Consider the following 18,277-nt stretch of genomic DNA (forward strand, 5'->3'; position numbering starts at 1 on the left):
AAAATAAATAACTTTTTCGAATTAGCTTATGAGGGGAAAACCCGGTGAGTCATTGTGAATGGGCTGGAAACAAAAAGATCGCAGCCTTCGGCAGCTCCTACAGGAAACGCATTCCAATGTAGGAGCTGCCGAAGGCTGCGATCTTTCTTACAGGCGCCGATTAGTTACTGATCGCCAGAATGCTCGCCTGGTACGCCCCGACAAACACATCGAAATCACCGACTTCGTTCTGCTCCAGCTCAGCCTGCTGAGCCAGCGACGAACGCGCCCGTTCTTCAAACTTCGCCTGTTCCTCAGCCGGCAACGGCTCGCTGCGGAAGAACTCGGCATGGGCCTGGCTCTGGCGCAGGGAGAACTGGGCGAAGCTTTCCTTGTGTTCGGCCATCGCCGCCAATACCTGTGCCGACGGCGTCAGGGACGGGTCCTGGACTTTGGCTATCTGGGCGTCCAGCGCCTTGCTATGGGCATCGCCGCCATGGCACTGGTCGAGCATCGCCGCCAGAGGTGCGATTTTTTCCAGCAGCTCGCCGGCCCATTCCTTCAGGTCAACCGGCTGGCCATCCCGTTGCAGTTGCAGGCCCGGACGACGACCTTCCTTGACCACGCTGAGGAAGTTCGAGGTCGCGTTGCCGCAGCTGGTGTTGGTCAGCAGCGGGCTGTCGTTGAGCGCGCAGTACAACAGGAACGCATCAAGGAAGCGCGATTCGGTGAGGTCGATGCCCATCGGCAGGAACGGGTTGATATCCAGGCAACGCACTTCGACGTACTGGATGCCACGGGCCACCAGCGCCTGGATAGGCCGCTCGCCGGTGTAGGTCACGCGTTTCGGGCGGATATTGGAGTAGTACTCGTTTTCGATCTGCAGGATGTTGGTATTGAGCTGAACCCACTCGCCATCCTGGTGGGTACCGACTTCGACGTACGGCGCATACGGCGTGGCCACCGCTTTGCGCAGGCTGTCGGTGTAGCTGTTCAGATCGTTGTAGCACGGCGTCAGGCCGGCCTGGGCGTTGCTCTGGTAACCCAGGTCGCTCATGCGCAGGCTGGTGGCGTACGGCAGGTACAAGGTCTGCGGGTCCAGTTGTTCCAACTGGTGCGAACGACCGCGCAGGAAGCCTGCGTCCAGCGCGGGTGAAGCACCGAACAGGTACATCAGCAGCCAGCTGTAGCGGCGGAAGTTGCGGATCAGCGCGATGTAGGACGACGACTGGAAGTCGCGGTCGGTGCCGACAAAGCCTTCGGCCTGCTTGAGCAACGGCCAGAGTTTTTCCGGCAGGGAGAAGTTGTAGTGAATGCCGGCAATGCATTGCATGGTCTTGCCGTAACGCAGGGCCAGGCCCTTGCGGTAGACGTACTTGAGCTGCCCGATATTGGACGTGCCGTAATAGGCGATCGGGATGTCTTCCTCGGCCGGCAACGGGCACGGCATCGATGGGCTCCACAGGTACTCGTTGCCGAGCTTGCTGTAGGCAAAGCGGTGAATGCTGTCCAGGCTCGCCAGCGTATCGGCCGGGTCGGGCAGGGCCGGGGTGATGAACTCCAGCAGCGACTCGGAATAGTCGGTGGTGATCTGTTCATTGGTCAGCGCGGAACCCAATTCTTCCGGGTGCGGCGTTTGCGCCAGGCGACCTTCATCGGTCACGCGCAGGCATTCACGTTCGATGCCGTGAAGGCACTGTTCGAGCAGAGAGAGGTTAGCGCGCTCGCCGAGCAGAGCCAGGCGGCGGTTGAGAAGTTCGCTCAAGTTGGATTCCTTCACGCGTCAGTCGCCCCAATATGGGGGTGGGCAAGACGGTCTACAAGGGTGAAGTTAAAACTGGCGTTTTCGCCTGGTTTTGGAACTCGCCGCAATCGATGTGGGAGCGGGCTTGCTCGCGAAGAGGGCGTGTCAGCCAACAGATAATTGCCTGACACACCGCCTTCGCGAGCAAGCCCGCTCCCACAGGAAATTCCGACACTGTGGTCACAGCGCCGAAATTAACTCAAATCGATGACGACTAGCTACAGGACAGCGAACGTGCCTTGTGCTTTTGCGACCAGTTTGTCGCCCTGCATCACATCGGCCTCGACCACCAGTGTGCGGCGGCCCGGGTGGATCACCCGCGCCGTGCACATCACCTCGCCATCGGATACGGCGCGGATGTAGTTGATCTTGCACTCGATGGTCGCGCTCTGCTGGTCAAAGCCGTGGGTGCTGGAACAGGCCAGCCCCATGGCAATGTCCACCAGGCTGAACAAGGCCCCGCCGTGCAGCTTGCCGCCACGATTGCGCAGCTCCGGCTCCAGCGCCAGGGCGACTTGCGCCACCCCGGCTTCCAGACTGTGCAAGCGGCAGCCCAGCAGCTTGAAAAACGCGCTTTCGGTCAGCCCGGCGGGGATGTCCATCAGCGTTTCTTCAACTGCTTGGCATTGGCGAACAGCGAAGCCATGGCATTGTTGCTCGGTGCTGCCGCCGTGGTTTCCTTGCGCGGTGCGGTGTTCTGGGACTGGCGTGGCGCCGACCCCGGACGCGCGCCGCGAGCGCCGTCGATTTTCTCGCCCGGGGTGTCGCTCATGCGCATCGACAGACCAACGCGTTTGCGCGGGATGTCGACTTCCATGACCTTCACTTTCACCACGTCACCGGCCTTCACCGCTTCGCGAGGATCTTTGATGAATTTCTCCGAAAGCGCGGAGATATGCACCAAACCGTCCTGATGCACGCCGATATCGACGAAGGCACCGAAGTTGGTCACGTTGGTCACCACGCCTTCGAGGATCATGCCCGGTTGCAGGTCCTTGAGGTCTTCGACGCCTTCCTGGAACTCGGCGGTCTTGAACTCGGGACGCGGGTCGCGGCCGGGCTTTTCCAGTTCCTGGAGGATGTCGGTCACGGTCGGCAGCCCGAAGGTTTCATCGGTGTACTTCTTCGGGTCGAGACGCTTGAGGAACGTGGCATCGCCAATCAGCGAGCGGATGTCACGGTCGGTTTCAGCGGCGATGCGCTGAACCAGCGGATAGGCTTCCGGGTGAACCGCCGACGAGTCCAGCGGGTTTTCGCCATTCATTACGCGCAAGAATCCGGCGGCCTGTTCGAAGGTTTTTTCACCCAGGCGCGCGACTTTCTTCAGCGCAGCGCGAGTCTTGAACGCGCCGTGCTCGTCGCGGTGGCTGACGATGTTCTGCGCCAGGGTCGCGTTGAGGCCGGAGATCCGTGCCAGCAGCGCTACGGAGGCGGTGTTCACATCCACGCCGACGGCGTTCACGCAGTCTTCGACCACCGCATCCAGGCCGCGGGCCAGTTTCAGCTGCGACACATCGTGCTGGTACTGGCCGACGCCGATGGATTTCGGGTCGATCTTCACCAGCTCGGCCAACGGGTCTTGCAGGCGACGGGCAATCGACACGGCGCCACGGATCGACACGTCCAGATCCGGGAATTCCTTGGAAGCCAGCTCCGATGCCGAGTAAACCGATGCGCCAGCCTCGGAAACCATGACCTTGGTCATCTTCATGGCCGGGTATTTTTTGATCAGCTCAGCGGCCAGCTTGTCGGTCTCGCGGCTGGCGGTACCGTTGCCGATGGCGATCAGGTCCACCGAGTGCTTGGCGCACAGGGCGGCGAGCACGGCGAGGGTCTGGTCCCACTTGTTGTGCGGCACGTGCGGGTAAACCGTGGCGTGATCCAGCAGCTTGCCGGTGGAGTCGACCACGGCGACCTTGCAACCGGTACGCAGGCCCGGGTCGAGGCCCAGTGTGGCGCGTGGGCCGGCCGGGGCCGACAGCAGCAGGTCGTGCAGGTTGTGGGCGAATACGTTGATCGCTTCGGTTTCCGCGCCATCGCGAAGCTCGCCCAGCAGATCGGTCTCCAGATGGGTATAGAGCTTGACCTTCCAGGTCCATCGCACCACTTCGCCCAGCCATTTGTCGGCGGCGCGGTTCTGGTTCTGGATGCCGAATTGCTGGCCGATCATGCCTTCGCACGGGTGCATGGTGCCCGGCAGTTCGTCGCCGACTTTCAGCGCGGAGCTGAGGATGCCTTCGTTGCGGCCACGGAAAATTGCCAGCGCGCGGTGCGACGGCATGCTTTTGAGCGGTTCGTCGTGTTCGAAGTAATCGCGGAACTTGGCGCCTTCCTCTTCCTTGCCGGCGATCACGCGGGCACTGAGGGTGGCTTCCTGCTTCAGGTAGTTGCGCAGCTTGTCCAAGAGGCCTGCGTCTTCGGCGAAGCGTTCCATCAGGATGTACTTGGCGCCTTCGAGGGCAGCCTTCACATCGGCCACGCCTTTTTCCGCGTCGATGAAGCGTGCGGCTTCGGTTTCCGGGCTCAGGGACGGGTCGTTGAACAGGCCGTCGGCCAGCTCGCCGAGGCCGGCTTCCAGGGCGATCTGGCCCTTGGTGCGGCGCTTCTGCTTGTACGGCAGGTACAAGTCTTCGAGACGGGTCTTGGTGTCGGCAAGTTTGATGTCGCGTTCGAGTTGCGGGGTCAGTTTGCCCTGCTCTTGAATGCTGGCAAGGATGCTGATGCGCCGTTCGTCGAGTTCTCGCAGGTAGCGCAGACGCTCTTCCAGATGACGCAATTGCGTATCGTCGAGGCTGCCGGTCACTTCTTTCCGGTAACGGGCGATGAAGGGAACGGTAGAGCCTTCATCGAGTAGCGCGACGGCCGCTTCGACCTGTTGTGGGCGTACACCGAGTTCCTCGGCGATGCGGCTGTTGATGCTGTCCATAAAACCACCTGACAAATTGTGAAAGCAGGCTCGCAGGCGCAGAGATAGGGCCTGGGCGAGTCTGGTTGAGCGGCCTGGCCTGCGCCGCTACCTGGATCAAAAGGTATCCCGTTGACCCGTGAAATCGAACAATTACTGCCGGCGCCATGAAAAAAATGGTGTCCGTCTGTAGTACCTGTCTGATGTTGCCTGACACAAAAGGCCGCGCATTATAACCAGCGTTCCGGCATTCGGGGACATCGCGGGTTGCAGGTGCAATGGCCGGTTTTCTGGCACTAAAGGAAAAATCTGCTAACAATGCACACGGTGCGTATAACGGCAGCTACGCCATAATGCGCGCCGAGATCAAAGGAGCATCCAATGAGCAGCACTGCACAAACTGCTGAAGGCGAAAAAATTCTTATCGTTGACGACGATCCGGGGCTCAGCAGCCTGCTGGAGCGTTTTTTCGTCAGCAAGGGCTACCGCGCTCGCGCCGTACCGAACACTGAGCAAATGGATCGCCTGCTGGCGCGCGAAGTGTTCAACCTGGTCGTCCTCGACCTGATGTTGCCCGGCGAAGACGGCCTGACCGCCTGCCGCCGGCTGCGCAACGCGAACAACCAGATTCCGATCATCATGCTCACCGCCAAGGGCGACGAGCTGAGCCGCATCAAGGGCCTGGAGCTGGGCGCCGACGATTACCTGGCCAAGCCGTTCAACCCCGATGAGCTGATGGCTCGCGTCAAGGCGGTATTGCGTCGCCAGTCGGCTCCGGTGCCTGGCGCCCCGGGCAGCGAAGACGAAAGCGTGACCTTCGGTGACTACGAGTTGTCCCTGGCCACTCGCGAGCTCAAGCGCGGCGAAGAAGTGCACATGCTCACCACCGGTGAGTTCGCTGTGCTCAAGGCCCTGGTGATGAACGCGCGTCAGCCGCTGACCCGCGACAAACTGATGAACCTGGCCCGTGGCCGTGAGTGGGATGCCCTGGAGCGTTCCATCGATGTGCAGATTTCCCGTCTGCGCCGGATGATCGAGCCCGATCCGTCCAAACCGCGTTACATCCAGACTGTCTGGGGCGTGGGTTACGTGTTTGTACCGGATGGTACCGCCACCAAGTGATTGGCGATTTGTAGGAGCGGGTCACGCGGACAACGGATCAATCGATCCTGTCCGCAGACTCGCGATCCGCAATATGCGAGCATCGCTCGCTCCTGCAAGTGTTTAACGGTTATCCATGAAAACCCCCGTTTGGTTTCCCCAGAGCTTCTTCTCCCGCACCCTTTGGCTGGTGCTCATCGTCGTACTCTTCTCCAAGGCGCTGACCCTGGTTTATCTGCTGATGAACGAAGACGTGCTGGTGGACCGTCAGTACAGCCACGGTGTCGCCCTGACGCTGCGCGCCTATTGGGCTGCCGATGAAGAAAACCGCGTCAAGATCGCCGAGGCCGCGACCTTGATCCGAGTGGTGGGGGCCGGCGTGCCGGAAGGCGAACAACACTGGCCCTACAGCGAGATCTACCAGCGGCAGATGCAGGCAGAGCTGGGTGCCGACACTGAAGTCCGGCTGCGCATGCATTCGCCACCAGCGCTGTGGGTCCGGGCGCCAAGCCTGGGTGATGGCTGGCTGAAAGTACCGCTTTATCCCCATCCGCTGCGCGGCCAGAAAATCTGGAACGTGCTGGGCTGGTTCCTCGCTATTGGCCTGCTGTCCACCGCTTCGGCCTGGATCTTCGTCAGCCAGCTCAATCAACCATTGAAGCGTCTGGTGTATGCCGCGCGGCAACTCGGCCAGGGCCGCAGCGTGCGCCTGCCAATCAGCGATACGCCGAGTGAGATGACCGAGGTTTACCGCGCCTTCAACCAGATGGCCGAAGACGTCGAGCAGGCAGGTCGCGAGCGTGAACTGATGCTGGCCGGGGTGTCCCACGACTTGCGTACGCCGCTGACCCGCTTGCGCCTGTCCCTGGAATTGATGGGCGATCACACCGACCTGACCGATGACATGGTGCGTGACATCGAAGACATGGACGCGATTCTCGATCAGTTCCTGGCGTTCATTCGTGACGGGCGTGACGAGACGGTGGAAGAGGTTGACCTGAGCGACCTGGTCCGTGAAGTTGCCGCGCCGTTCAACCAGACCGAAGAAAAAGTGCGGTTGCGCCTGGAGCCTATCCAGCCGTTTCCATTGCGTCGCGTGTCGATGAAGCGACTGCTGAACAATCTGATCGGCAATGCGTTGCATCATGCCGGTAGCGGTGTGGAGGTGGCGGCGTATGTATCCGGGGACACCAGCGCACCGTATGTAGTGCTGAGTGTCATGGACCGTGGCGCCGGGATCGATCCTTCGGAGCTGGAGGCGATTTTCAACCCGTTCACCCGGGGTGATCGTGCCCGGGGTGGCAAAGGTACCGGGTTGGGATTGGCAATCGTGAAGCGGATTGCTTCGATGCATGGCGGGAATGTTGAGCTGCGTAACCGCTCGGGCGGTGGGCTGGAAGCTCGGGTGCGGTTGCCGTTGGGGTTGATGTTGCCGCGGGATGCCGTTTAAAGCCGTAGTTCTTCGGTGAGGCTAATGGCCCCTTCGCGGGCAAGCCCGCTCCCACAATGATCGTGTTGAACACAAATTTTATGTCCACTGAAGATCACTGTGGGAGCGAGCTTGCTCGCGATGGCGGCATCCCTGCCGCCACAAGGCTTGAGGGTTAACCCTTGCCCTTGGTCCGCGTCATATTCGGCCCGCCATTCTTCTCCAGATGCTCAATGATGATCCCCGCGACATTCTTCCCGGTGGTGGTCTCAATCCCCTCAAGCCCCGGCGACGAGTTCACTTCCATCACCAACGGCCCGTGATTGGAGCGCAGGATGTCGACGCCCGCCACCGCCAGCCCCATGACCTTCGCCGCACGCAACGCCGTCATGCGCTCTTCCGGGGTGATCTTGATCAGGCTCGCGCTGCCACCGCGATGCAGGTTGGAACGGAATTCGCCGGGTTTGGCCTGGCGCTTCATCGCTGCAATCACCTTGTCGCCGACGACGAAGCAGCGAATGTCCGCGCCACCGGCCTCCTTGATGTACTCCTGTACCATGATGTTCTGCTTGAGGCCCATGAACGCCTCGATCACCGATTCCGCAGCCGTGGCGGTTTCGCACAGCACTACGCCGATGCCCTGGGTACCTTCCAGCACCTTGATCACCAACGGCGCGCCGTTGACCATTTCGATCAGATCGGGAATGTCATCGGGGGAGTGGGCAAACCCGGTCACCGGCAAACCGATCCCGCGACGGGACAGCAATTGCAGCGAACGCAGCTTGTCCCGGGAACGGGCAATGGCCACCGATTCGTTGAGCGGAAATACCCCCATCATTTCGAACTGGCGCAGCACTGCACAGCCATAAAAGGTCACGGATGCGCCGATCCGTGGAATCACCGCATCGAAGCCTTCCAGCGGTTTGCCGCGGTAGTGGATCTGCGGCTTGTGGCTGGCGATGTTCATGTAGGCGCGCAAGGTGTCGACCACCACCATTTCATGGCCACGCTCGGTACCGGCTTCGACCAGACGACGGGTGGAATACAGACGCGGATTCCGCGACAGCACAGCGATCTTCATGCAACACCTGTGGAGGAGGTAGATACCGGGAACACCGGCTTGTCTTGTACATACTTGATGCCCGGATTGACCACCAACTGGCCGTGGATCAGGGCTTTGGAGCCGAGCAGCAGGCGATAACGCATGGATTTGCGGCAGGCGAGCGTGAACTCGACCCGCCAGACCCGATCACCAAGGGCCAGGGTGGTGCTGATCACGTATCGCACCTGCGCGTGACCGTTTGAGCTTTTAATGGTTTTCCTCGTCACCAGCGGTGCTTCGCAGCGCCGGTGACGCAACTGAACCACCGTGCCCAGGTGCGCCGTGAAGCGCACCCACTGCTCACCGTCCCGGTCAAATGTCTCGATGTCGGTGGCATGCAGGCTGGAAGTGCTGGCGCCGGTGTCGATTTTTGCCCGAAGGCCGGCGACTCCCAAATCAGGGAGCGCCACCCACTCGCGCAGACCGACAACGGTCAAATGGTCAAATGTCTTCAAAATTGCTCAACCGGTAGAAACCGCTCGGGCCGCATGCGGCCGGATTCGCGGTATTCACGCAGAATAATGATTAAAAGGCGACAGATATCTACGGCCCGGATTTCCAGCCTCCCAAGGAGGTTATGGAATGTCAGCATTGTAATCCGAGCCGGTGAAATTCTTGGTACGTCAGAAACGGTAGTACAGTTCACCAATATTTCAGAATGAGGAAATTCCATGGCACAAAAAAACGAAGAGGACGACAAAGTCCGCCTCGATAAATGGTTGTGGGCTGCACGATTCTACAAAACCCGCGCCCTGGCCAAGGCGGCGATTGAAAGCGGCAAGGTGCATTGCCGGGGCGAACGCTGCAAGCCGGGTAAAGAGCCACGGATCGGCGATGAGTTCGTGATTCGCACCGGTTTCGAGGAGCGCACGGTGGTGGTCCTGGCACTGTCGATCGTTCGTCGCGGCGCACCGGAGGCGCAAACCTTGTATGCCGAAACCCTGGCCAGCATCGCCAAGCGCGAAGAGGCCGCGGCGCAAAGAAAGGCCGGAGCCCTGGGCGTAAGCACCGACGGCAAGCCGAGCAAGAAGCAGCGGCGGGATTTGTTCAAGTTTCGTGGCAGCAGTAACGACGACTAATACAGATATTTCTCGGGCGAGTGCCGCGCACTCGCCAGGTTTCACCGCACCTTCAGGCACAGACTTGCAATTGACCCGGTGCGCATCCATATCTGTGCCTGGCCAGCAGTGCATCGCATGGACGATATCGCCGCTCGTCGAAAATCACACACAGTCTCTGACCTGTAGGCCATAACCACATTGCCAGCAGTGCAGAGCGGGAAACGACCCGGAACCCATCAGCGCTTGTTCCACCTTGCTTGGATCAGGCCCGGATTGTTCATAAAATGCCTTTCATGGCTGAATGTTGCGCACCCGAGGGGTGGCGCAAGGTCAATTTCTTGTTTCCTGTAACCATTTTCACTACTTCAGATACCCAGACCTATGACCGATCACGCGGATAACGACTTCACACAACGCTTCATCTTCGATGACAGCGACACCCGTGGCGAGCTGGTCTCGTTGGAGTTCAGCTACGCCGAAGTCCTGGCCAAACACGCTTACCCACAGCCAGTCGCGCAATTGCTCGGCGAGCTGATGGCGGCTGCTTCGTTGCTGGTCGGCGCGATGAAATTCGATGGCTTGCTGATTCTGCAGGCCCGCTCCGAGGGTCCGATTCCGTTGTTGATGATCGAGTGCTCCAGCGAGCGCGACATTCGTGGCCTGGCCCGTTATGAAGCGGACCGCATCGCCCCCGACGCGACCCTGGCCGATCTGATGCCCGACGGTGTTCTGGCACTGACCATCGACCCGAAACAAGGCCAGCGCTACCAAGGCATCGTCGATCTCGACGGCGCCACGCTGTCCGAATGCTTCACCAACTACTTCGTCATGTCGCAACAGATCGGCACGCGTTTCTGGCTGTATGCCGACGGCCGTCGTGCCCGTGGCCTGTTGCTGCAACAACTGCCGGCCGACCGTTTGAAAGACGAAGACGAACGCGCCGCCAGCTGGCAGCACATCACCACCCTGGGCGGTACGCTGACCGCCGATGAGCTGTTGAGCCTGGACAACGAAACCGTGCTGCACCGCCTGTACCACGACGAGCAGGTGCGTCTGTTCGATGTGCAGAAGCTGCGCTTCCGTTGCAGCTGCTCGCGCGAACGTTCGGCCAATGCGCTGGTCAGTCTGGGTATGGAAGATGCGCAGCAATTGGTGGTCGAACACGGTGGCAACATCGAAATCGATTGCCAGTTCTGCAACCAGCGCTACCTGTTTGACGCGGCCGATGTCACTCAATTGTTCGCCGGTGCGGGTATCGAGACGCCGTCAGATACCCGTCACTAAAACGGTTCAGCGCAGGTAAATTCACTGCCTTGCGCCGGATTAACGCCGTTACGACAGGAGGGGCCTACTCTTTTTGGGCTTTTCTGGCATAATCCGGCCCACTTTTTTCGCGGTAGTAGTGCACGACTTTCTACTACAAAAACGTTTGGAGCACTCGGCCACTGGCCGACGGGGAACCTCATGACGCAAGCCAACAATGCCGTGTACACCGATCTGAGTGTTGATGATCTGGTTAAAGAAGCCCTCAACCGTGGTGAAGGCGAGCTTGCCGATACCGGCGCACTGGTTGTTCGTACCGGTCACCGTACCGGCCGTTCGCCAGTCGATCGTTTCATCGTTGAAGAGCCAAGCACCCAGGCCGCCATCGCCTGGGGCCCGATCAACCGCAAGTTCCCGGCCGACAAGTTCGACGCCCTGTGGGCTCGCGTTGAGGCATTCAACAACGCGCAAGAGCATTTCGTTTCCCACGTGCATGTAGGTGCGGCTTCCGAGCACTACCTGGCCGTGAAGATGACCACCCAGACTGCCTGGCAGAACCTGTTCGGCCGTTGCCTGTTCATCAACCCGGCTCAGTACAACCCGGCGGGTCGTGACGAGTGGCAGGTCCTCAACGTTGCCAACTTCGAGTGCGTGCCAGAGCGTGACGGTACCAACTCCGACGGCTGCGTGATCCTCAACTTCGCACAGAAGAAAGTGCTGATCGCCGGCATGCGTTACGCCGGTGAAATGAAGAAAGCCATGTTCTCGGTGCAGAACTTCCTGCTGCCGGCTGCCGACGTACTGCCAATGCACTGCGCCGCCAACATCGGCGAAGAAGGCGACGTGACCCTGTTCTTCGGTCTGTCCGGCACTGGTAAAACCACCCTGTCGGCCGACGAAAGCCGTTACCTGATCGGTGACGACGAGCACGGCTGGGGCGAAGGCGTTGTGTTCAACATCGAAGGCGGTTGCTATGCCAAGTGCATTGACCTGTCCGAGAAGAACGAGCCGGTTATCTGGAAAGCCATCAAGCACGGCGCGGTATTGGAAAACGTCGTTATCGACGACGCCAAGCACGCCGACTACGCCGATGTCAGCCTGACCCAGAACAGCCGCGCCGCCTACCCGCTGGAGCACGTTGCCAAGCGCTCCGAGAAGAACCTCGGTGGCGAGCCGAACGCTGTGATCTTCCTGACCTGCGACCTGACCGGCGTGCTGCCGCCAGTGTCGATCCTCAACGAAGAACAAGCGGCTTACCACTTCCTGTCCGGTTACACCGCTCTGGTCGGTTCGACCGAAATGGGTTCGGGCAGCGGCATCAAGTCGACCTTCTCCACCTGCTTCGGCGCACCGTTCTTCCCGCGTCCGGCCGGCGAATACGCTGAACTGCTGATCAAGCGCATCCGCGGCTTCGGCTCCAAGGTCTACCTGGTCAACACCGGCTGGACCGGCGGTGGCTACGGCGTCGGCAAACGCTTCAACATCCCGACCACTCGTGCCGTGATCGCAGCGATCCAGAGCGGCGCGCTGATCGGTGCCGAGACCGAGCACCTGGACACCATCAACCTCGACGTGCCACTGGCCGTAGCGGGAGTTGAGACAGGCCTGCTGAACCCACGCAACACCTGGGCCGACAAAGCCGCCTACGACGAAGCCGCCAAAGCACTGGCCGGCCTGTTCATCGAGAACTTCAAGAAGTTCGAAGTGAGCGACGCGATCAAGGCTGCGGGTCCAAAGTTGTAAGTGTTGGTTTGAGCTAACGAAGACGCCGCCCCTCGGGGCGGCTTTTTTGTGCGCAAAATTCAGTTTTTCGCGGGCAAGTCAGAATGCGTCGGGCCGTTACAGGCCTTCGAGCTCATCCGTGTCCCAGCGTTGGGCCTTGATGGCCCGGTAGAGCATGCCGATGGTCAATGGCACCTTCTCGCCGCGACCCTTGGCTTTTCGCTTTAGATTCACGTCAAAGCCGTCGGGCTGGAAATAGCGATAGCTGTCGAAATCCACGAAATCGATGGCGAAGTGGTCTTCCAGGGTTTCGATCAAATGCCGGGCGTCTGCACCGTTGCAGCCCAGGTCGAAATTGATCGAGGTGCCGAGGCTGATGGCTTTGCGTTCGGGGAAGCCGAGTTCTTCATGCAGCAGTTGCATGAGTTGCTGCATCAAGTGGTCGTCCGGGAGGTTGGGGGCGAGGTTCATTGCTTAGGCTCCGCTAATCGAAATGCAGGCGTCATATTATCCTGCTCACGTTTCGATAGCCCCAAAGCCCCCGCTAGTGTTGGCCATTGGCTGACAACTTCTTTGAAGCTGTCGATGATGTTTTCTGCATCCGCACGACCGACCCGAAAATACTCTGCCACTTCCCGGGCCAGCTCCAGATCCAGTGCGTTATCGGTATCTGTGATGTTGAGCTTCAAGCCGTCTGCGTGCGCCACCGGGTTCATGTCATAGGCGGCAGACAATCGCCATCCCCGACCCGGATCAAGGATAAAGCCGTGGTTACGCAGGTGATCGTCGCTGTTGGAGACCAGGATGTTGAACACAATCCGAGACCACAACTCCCGTAAGTCTGCTTTGGTTTCCGAGCCGTGTTCCATGAGCACTTCAGCCAACTCAAGGTAGCTCGCACCGACGGAGGCATCGTCACCATCAACGCGATCAGTCATGGTCATGCCTGAGGCAAAGTGCAGTCGGCCACCCCGTTCAGTGCGGTCGAAGCGCTTGACCATGAAGCAGTGATGATCACTGGCGTAGCGTCGGGCGATGCCGGTTGCGACTCGCAGGCCACAATGATTGGCCAAGGCATTCACCACCAGTTCCCAGGCGCCAATGTCATAGTCATCGCGGGTGCTGGGGAACTTGGCAATCCACAAGTGACCGTGCTCGTCTGCAACGCTGGCCTTGGGGCGGGCGCCACCCAGTGAGCCTCCGGGCGCGATCAGCATTCTCAGCCACTCGCGGCCATCGAGTGAGGTGTTGTCCGGATCGTTTTCCAGAGCTCGGCTTGCTTGTTCCAACGCCCGCAGCTCAATGAAGGGTGGGGCGGCCACGCCATCACGATCATCGAGAAAGTTGCCTTGGTCATTGAGCTTGTAGCGGATCGCACCGACCCGATAGAGATCATGTACGCCTAACAGGAAATCTGACTCGTGGAGCTTGCTGCCTTTGGCAGCCAGGCCGTCGCGGGTATCGCGCTCCAGCCGTCGCTTCATCAGTAATTGACCCCACCGATCCGGGCTTGAATCAGCGAACACGCCAAACCGACTTTGATGTTGCCCCGGGAACTGACGACCTTCATAGAGCCCGATTCGAGGGTCCAGGGAGCTGAAGGTCAACTCGGGATCTGCCAGCGCAGCCGTGTCGTACTCAAACTCGAAGACTTCTGTGGAGCGGGCCTTTCGGGCATGCAGGAAACCGAGACGTCTGGGCCCATTCAAGGATTCCCAATCGGCATACACCGCAATCTGCGTCATTTCTCACCTGTCGTGGACTTGGTTTTTTTCTTGGTCAACAGATTGGAGAGTGAGTGGGTATTGAAGGGGAAGTCTGCGGATAGGTCTGCTGTGGTGGCGCTTTCAATCACTCCAGTGCCTTTTTCAGGTATTGGAGCATTTGTTTTCACTGCACTCGTTCTGCGTGCTCGCTGGCTTGAGCCTGCGGTGGAGGTGGTGCTGGATTTCAGTTGTGCGTCCTGCAGTTGACGGCCCACTTCATCGGCTGCCGCGAGTTTGCTCAAGTCTTTTTCCAGACCCAGAACTTGCATGACAGACAGGTAGGCTCCGATGGTCACCCCTGAGCCACCTGATTCCAGGGAGCGCAAAGTTGTCAGTGACATGCCCGCCCTCTCAGCGACTTGTTTAGCGGTGAGTTTGCGGCGTAGGCGAGCGAGTTTCAGTCGCTCGCCGAACTCGGAAAGTAGTCTGGAAGCGGCGGGCAAGAGTGGAGCTGTCTTCTTGGCCATGTGCCAATATTCCTTCAATAAGGCGCTATAACTGCCAGAATAATAGCACTTAAAGGAAAAGGTGAGCTGCGATTGGGACATTGAAAAAGACACCCTTCTCGTGACGCTGATTTCCTTAAGGAAGGTATGTTAACTGGCATTATTCCAGCTGTTTTATATTAAAACAGCCAGAATAATTCCACTTTAGTGCTCTGGTGAATGGCGTCAGACCGGGGCTTTCCAGTTGAGCATGCGTTGCTGGGCGACCTTGAGCAGATCGCAGCCGTCCTGGGTCAGCAGGTAGAGGGCGTGGGTGATGTGCGGGATGTCTTCGAGGTCGCCGTGTTTGAAGCATTGGCAGTGCAGGGTTTGCAGCAATTCGCTGGAGGCCCGGATGCGCTGGAGGGCGGCGTCGAGGATGTCTTGGGGGTTGGCCTCTGTGTCGATGATCAGGGGCAGGGTGTCGGTGAGGTTGGTGTGGAGTGGGAGATAGCGTTCGTTGGTGAACGGGTTCCATTTGTTCATTTTATGTATTCTCAAATGCTTTAGATGAAACCACCGCCATCGTGACCAAGCGATGGGAGGCGGACTGTGTTCGGGTTGGTCAACCGGGAGAACACACAAAACCGGCACGCTCGAAGGCGTCCCAAACACAGCCACCATAAAGCGTGCAGACACTTGAGTGCCGGCAGCATACAACGGACGCGTTTATGTGTTCCATCGGGTGACCAAGCCCAAGTCGCTGATTTGGCAGCGACACTCCGGACTATAGGAGTGAGTCACTGGTCATCGATAGCCGACAAGGTGTTTTGTTTTGTAGGACCTTGCCGAAGCTTCCATAGGTCGTTGCTGACGGAGTTATCCACAGCGAAATATCCAGAACTTGCATGTCCTCAGAGGGGCCGCGTTATCGTTCTTCGCGAGCAGGCTCGCTCCCACAGTTGGTGGTGCTTCAGCCGGTGAATTTCGGCAAACGCTGGCGGGCGATGTCGAGCAGGTCGTTGCCGTCCTGGGTCAGCAGGTACAGGGCGCCGACGATCTTGGGGATGTCGCTCGCTTCGGCCTGTTTGAAACACGTGCAATAAAGGGTTTCGAGCAGGTCGCTGGCGGCGCGGATGCGTTGTCGGGCGGCGTCGAGGATCTCGAAGGGGTCGGCCTCGGTATCGATGACCAGCACCGGGGTTTCGCTGTATCGGGTCTTGAGTGGGTGGTAGCGGGTTGTCAGTGAGTCGGGGTTTTTCATTGAGTGGGTCCTGTGCGAAATCGGCAAATGTTCCCGGCTGGCCGAGACACTGTTTTCAGCCGCGCTGGAAACTATAGGAGGGTATGGCGTTGCGGGACAAGACGGCTGAGATCGACAGGCTTTGTAAGGGTTTTGTCATATTTTGAGGAAGGGGACTACACGTTGGGGCTGGGTTTTCAACGTGGAATGGCGAGAGGTAAAAATGCTTACAGCGTTTTCAGCCGCTTCGCAGTAAATCTCGGTAGAGGGGGCCTCGGACATTGTCGGGTATTTCGAATTTTGCGGTGGGTGTGCTGGCCTCTTCGCGAGCCTGCTCGCGAAAGCAATCTGCCAGTTACCCGATTCCTCAAGCCCTTTGAATCATCCGCTGTATCATCCCCTATCGTTTTTGCCCCCGACCTTTTCTCGACTCGCTGCGATCGCCGGCTAGGCTTTTGACTCCGCAGCAGTCAACGGAGTGACAGCTTATGCACAACACCCTGGAACAGGTTTTCGGTTATCCACAATTTCGACCCGGTCAGGAGGCGGCCGTCAGTGCTGTGCTGGCGGGGCGCTCGGCGGCGGCGATTTTCCCCACCGGTTCCGGCAAATCCCTTTGCTACCAATTGCCGGCGCTGTTGCTGCCGCACCTGACGCTGGTGGTCTCGCCGCTGCTGGCGTTGATGCAGGATCAACTGGCGTTCCTGCAACGCCACGGCATCTCGGCGGGCAGTATCGATTCGGCCCAGAGCCGCGATGACGCCAGCGACGTCATGGCCCGGGCAAAATCCGGCGAACTGAAGATTTTGATGATCTCCGTGGAGCGCCTGAAGAACGAGCGCTTCCGGCATTTTTTGCAGCAAGTACCGATCTCGCTGCTGGTGGTGGACGAGGCGCACTGCATTTCCGAATGGGGGCATAACTTTCGGCCGGACTACCTCAAGCTTCCCGACTATCAACGCCAGTTCAACATCCCGCAGGTGTTGCTGTTGACCGCAACGGCGACGCCCAAGGTCATCGCCGACATGCAGGCGAAATTCGCCATCGCTGCCGACGATGTGGTGACCACCGGTTTCTATCGCCCGAACCTCAATTTGCTGGTGGAGCCGGTTCGCGGAGCGGACAAGCGCAGGCGTCTGGTCGAATGGATGAGCCAGCGTCCGGACCAGCCGAGCATCGTCTATGTCACCTTGCAGAAAACCGCCGAGCACATCGCCGAACACCTGAACCGAAACGGCATTCAGGCCGAGGCTTATCACGCCGGGTTGCCCCATGAGCAACGCGAGGCAATCCAGAAACGCTTCATGGGCGGTCAGTCCAATTGCATCGTCGCCACCATCGCTTTCGGCATGGGCATCGACAAGAGTGACATCCGCAATGTGGTGCATTTCGACCTGCCCAAATCCATCGAAAACTACAGCCAGGAAATCGGCCGCGCCGGGCGTGACGGGCAGCCGTCGGACTGCCTGGTGTTGGCCAACCGCGATAGCCTCAACGTGCTGGAGAACTTCGTCTACGGCGACACGCCCGAGCTGGATGGCATCCGTTGCGTGCTTGACGAGATGCATGCCGCCGCAACCGAAGGGCAGTGGGAGTTTCTGCTGGGGCCATTGGCCGATCAGAGCAATATTCGTCAGTTGCCGCTAAAGACCTTGCTGGTGCAACTCGAATTGCGCGGGCTGATCGCCCCGCGCTACGCCTACTACGCCGAGTACCGGTTCAAGTATGTGCAGGAGCCTGAGGCGCTATTGGCGCGTTTCGAAGGCGAGCGCAGGGATTTTGTCGCGGCGATCATCCAGACCTCCAGCCGCGCCCGGACCTGGGCCACGGTGAATTTCGAGGCGTTGTACGAACAGCATCAGGCCGAGCGCAGTCGGGTGGTAAAGGCGCTGGATTACTTCCAGGAGAAGGGCTGGGTGGAGCTCGAAAGCAAGCAGATGACCGAAGTCTACAGCGTGCTGCAAAGCGGGTTCGACAGCGCCGCGTTGAGTGAGGAGCTGCACGGCTATTTCACTCGGCATGAGCGCACCGAGGTCGCGCGGATACACGCGATGCTGGACCTGTTCGCCACCGACCGTTGCCTGGGTTATCGCCTGGCCGAGTATTTCGGCGACCACAATGCCCCGCAGCAATGCGGGCATTGTTCGGTGTGTCATGGGCAAGTGGCGCGGCTACCGACACCCCCGGAGTTGCCGGCACTTGTGGATAAGAATTTCGAGGCGCTGTGTGGCGGTTTTATCCACAGGCACGAGCAGCATACGGGCAACTTGCCTTCGGCCGAACGCGTGACACGGTTTCTGTGTGGGATCAGCGTGCCGTTGTTCACCAAGCTCAAGGCGCGGTCGATTCCCGGGTTTGCGGCGTTGGAAGATTATCCGTATGCCGGGGTGCGGGAGTGGGCCGAGCAACATCTGGCAGGCTGAACCGTGGTCCTTGTGGGAGCGGGCTTGCTCGCGAAAGCGGTGGGTCAGTCACCA

Annotated in this window: 16 protein-coding genes; 6 read left to right on the plus strand and 10 right to left on the minus strand. The window is 59.5% G+C overall.

The features are described from left to right. Positions 1-160: 160 nt before the first annotated feature. The 3 genes from gshA to AC3IP0_RS01095 form a co-directional block, all read right to left on the minus strand. A complete protein-coding gene (gshA, locus tag AC3IP0_RS01085; RefSeq protein ID WP_489326473.1) occupies positions 161-1,744 on the minus strand; it encodes a glutamate--cysteine ligase in 1,584 nt (527 codons plus the stop codon). Between the two features lie 257 nt (positions 1,745-2,001). After that, positions 2,002-2,385, minus strand: a complete 384-nt coding sequence (locus AC3IP0_RS01090) for a PaaI family thioesterase (RefSeq protein WP_489326474.1) — start codon at positions 2,383-2,385, stop codon at positions 2,002-2,004. After that, positions 2,385-4,709 carry a Tex family protein gene (locus AC3IP0_RS01095; RefSeq protein ID WP_489326475.1) on the minus strand — a complete coding sequence of 775 codons (2,325 nt, stop codon included), beginning with the start codon at positions 4,707-4,709 and terminating at the stop codon, positions 2,385-2,387. Before AC3IP0_RS01095 ends, AC3IP0_RS01090 begins: the two co-directional genes overlap by 1 nt. A gap of 360 nt (positions 4,710-5,069) precedes the next feature. On the opposite strand from AC3IP0_RS01095, the gene ompR reads away from it, so the two are divergent. Both ompR and AC3IP0_RS01105 read left to right on the plus strand, forming a co-directional pair. Then, positions 5,070-5,810 carry an osmolarity response regulator transcription factor OmpR gene (gene ompR / locus AC3IP0_RS01100; protein WP_007972873.1) on the plus strand — a complete coding sequence of 247 codons (741 nt, stop codon included), beginning with the start codon at positions 5,070-5,072 and terminating at the stop codon, positions 5,808-5,810. Between the two features lie 115 nt (positions 5,811-5,925). Then, complete coding sequence (locus AC3IP0_RS01105) at positions 5,926-7,239, plus strand: ATP-binding protein (protein WP_489317923.1); 1,314 nt, start codon at positions 5,926-5,928, stop codon at positions 7,237-7,239. A 154-nt stretch (positions 7,240-7,393) separates the two neighbouring features. Here AC3IP0_RS01105 and rimK read toward each other — a convergent pair whose 3' ends face one another. Both rimK and rimB read right to left on the minus strand, forming a co-directional pair. Continuing rightward, complete coding sequence (gene rimK / locus AC3IP0_RS01110) at positions 7,394-8,299, minus strand: 30S ribosomal protein S6--L-glutamate ligase (RefSeq protein ID WP_007972871.1); 906 nt, start codon at positions 8,297-8,299, stop codon at positions 7,394-7,396. Further along, positions 8,296-8,775 carry a retropepsin-like aspartic endopeptidase RimB gene (gene rimB / locus AC3IP0_RS01115; protein ID WP_150726445.1) on the minus strand — a complete coding sequence of 160 codons (480 nt, stop codon included), beginning with the start codon at positions 8,773-8,775 and terminating at the stop codon, positions 8,296-8,298. Before rimB ends, rimK begins: the two co-directional genes overlap by 4 nt. Before the next feature lie 216 nt (positions 8,776-8,991). Here rimB and AC3IP0_RS01120 point away from each other — a divergent pair, with 216 nt between their 5' ends. From AC3IP0_RS01120 to AC3IP0_RS01130, 3 genes are all read left to right on the plus strand, one after another. After that, positions 8,992-9,399, plus strand: coding sequence for an RNA-binding S4 domain-containing protein (locus AC3IP0_RS01120; RefSeq protein WP_090452521.1), 408 nt, complete (start codon positions 8,992-8,994; stop codon positions 9,397-9,399). A 363-nt stretch (positions 9,400-9,762) separates the two neighbouring features. Further along, a complete protein-coding gene (gene hslO / locus AC3IP0_RS01125) occupies positions 9,763-10,665 on the plus strand; it encodes an Hsp33 family molecular chaperone HslO (RefSeq protein WP_489326477.1) in 903 nt (300 codons plus the stop codon). Between the two features lie 180 nt (positions 10,666-10,845). Next, a complete protein-coding gene (locus AC3IP0_RS01130) occupies positions 10,846-12,387 on the plus strand; it encodes a phosphoenolpyruvate carboxykinase (RefSeq protein ID WP_489317925.1) in 1,542 nt (513 codons plus the stop codon). Between the two features lie 96 nt (positions 12,388-12,483). Here the strand turns inward: AC3IP0_RS01130 and AC3IP0_RS01135 are convergent, their stop codons facing one another. The 5 genes from AC3IP0_RS01135 to AC3IP0_RS01155 form a co-directional block, all read right to left on the minus strand. Further along, positions 12,484-12,837, minus strand: a complete 354-nt coding sequence (locus AC3IP0_RS01135; protein WP_489317926.1) for a DUF1493 family protein — start codon at positions 12,835-12,837, stop codon at positions 12,484-12,486. After that, positions 12,834-14,111, minus strand: a complete 1,278-nt coding sequence (locus tag AC3IP0_RS01140) for a type II toxin-antitoxin system HipA family toxin (protein ID WP_489317927.1) — start codon at positions 14,109-14,111, stop codon at positions 12,834-12,836. The genes AC3IP0_RS01135 and AC3IP0_RS01140 overlap by 4 nt, the downstream gene beginning before the upstream one ends. Continuing rightward, entirely contained in the window at positions 14,108-14,599 is a 492-nt protein-coding gene (locus tag AC3IP0_RS01145) for a helix-turn-helix domain-containing protein (RefSeq protein ID WP_489319707.1), read from the minus strand. The genes AC3IP0_RS01140 and AC3IP0_RS01145 overlap by 4 nt, the downstream gene beginning before the upstream one ends. A gap of 204 nt (positions 14,600-14,803) precedes the next feature. Beyond that, entirely contained in the window at positions 14,804-15,103 is a 300-nt protein-coding gene (locus tag AC3IP0_RS01150; RefSeq protein WP_489317928.1) for a hypothetical protein, read from the minus strand. 427 nt (positions 15,104-15,530) lie between these two features. Further along, positions 15,531-15,821, minus strand: coding sequence for a hypothetical protein (locus AC3IP0_RS01155; RefSeq protein WP_489317929.1), 291 nt, complete (start codon positions 15,819-15,821; stop codon positions 15,531-15,533). A 467-nt stretch (positions 15,822-16,288) separates the two neighbouring features. On the opposite strand from AC3IP0_RS01155, the gene AC3IP0_RS01160 reads away from it, so the two are divergent. Further along, positions 16,289-18,223: a RecQ family ATP-dependent DNA helicase gene (locus AC3IP0_RS01160; protein WP_489326478.1), complete on the plus strand. Its 1,935-nt coding sequence runs from the start codon at positions 16,289-16,291 to the stop codon at positions 18,221-18,223. The last annotated feature ends 54 nt before the right edge of the window (positions 18,224-18,277 follow it).

It is taken from the genome of Pseudomonas sp. GL_103, assembly GCF_057835175.1.

Bases quoted from the DNA above. Each gene is read 5' to 3' on its own strand.
- AC3IP0_RS01105 (WP_489317923.1), top strand. From the start codon at position 5,926: ATGAAAACCCCCGTTTGGTTTCCCCAGAGCTTCTTCTCCCGCACCCTT.
- AC3IP0_RS01160 (WP_489326478.1), top strand. From the start codon at position 16,289: ATGCACAACACCCTGGAACAGGTTTTCGGTTATCCACAATTTCGACCC.
- ompR (WP_007972873.1), top strand. From the start codon at position 5,070: ATGAGCAGCACTGCACAAACTGCTGAAGGCGAAAAAATTCTTATCGTT.
- AC3IP0_RS01155 (WP_489317929.1), bottom strand. From the start codon at position 15,821: ATGAAAAACCCCGACTCACTGACAACCCGCTACCACCCACTCAAGACC.
- AC3IP0_RS01145 (WP_489319707.1), bottom strand. From the start codon at position 14,599: ATGGCCAAGAAGACAGCTCCACTCTTGCCCGCCGCTTCCAGACTACTT.
- AC3IP0_RS01150 (WP_489317928.1), bottom strand. From the start codon at position 15,103: ATGAACAAATGGAACCCGTTCACCAACGAACGCTATCTCCCACTCCAC.
- AC3IP0_RS01120 (WP_090452521.1), top strand. From the start codon at position 8,992: ATGGCACAAAAAAACGAAGAGGACGACAAAGTCCGCCTCGATAAATGG.
- AC3IP0_RS01140 (WP_489317927.1), bottom strand. From the start codon at position 14,111: ATGACGCAGATTGCGGTGTATGCCGATTGGGAATCCTTGAATGGGCCC.
- AC3IP0_RS01090 (WP_489326474.1), bottom strand. From the start codon at position 2,385: ATGGACATCCCCGCCGGGCTGACCGAAAGCGCGTTTTTCAAGCTGCTG.
- AC3IP0_RS01135 (WP_489317926.1), bottom strand. From the start codon at position 12,837: ATGAACCTCGCCCCCAACCTCCCGGACGACCACTTGATGCAGCAACTC.
- AC3IP0_RS01095 (WP_489326475.1), bottom strand. From the start codon at position 4,709: ATGGACAGCATCAACAGCCGCATCGCCGAGGAACTCGGTGTACGCCCA.
- rimK (WP_007972871.1), bottom strand. From the start codon at position 8,299: ATGAAGATCGCTGTGCTGTCGCGGAATCCGCGTCTGTATTCCACCCGT.
- hslO (WP_489326477.1), top strand. From the start codon at position 9,763: ATGACCGATCACGCGGATAACGACTTCACACAACGCTTCATCTTCGAT.
- AC3IP0_RS01130 (WP_489317925.1), top strand. From the start codon at position 10,846: ATGACGCAAGCCAACAATGCCGTGTACACCGATCTGAGTGTTGATGAT.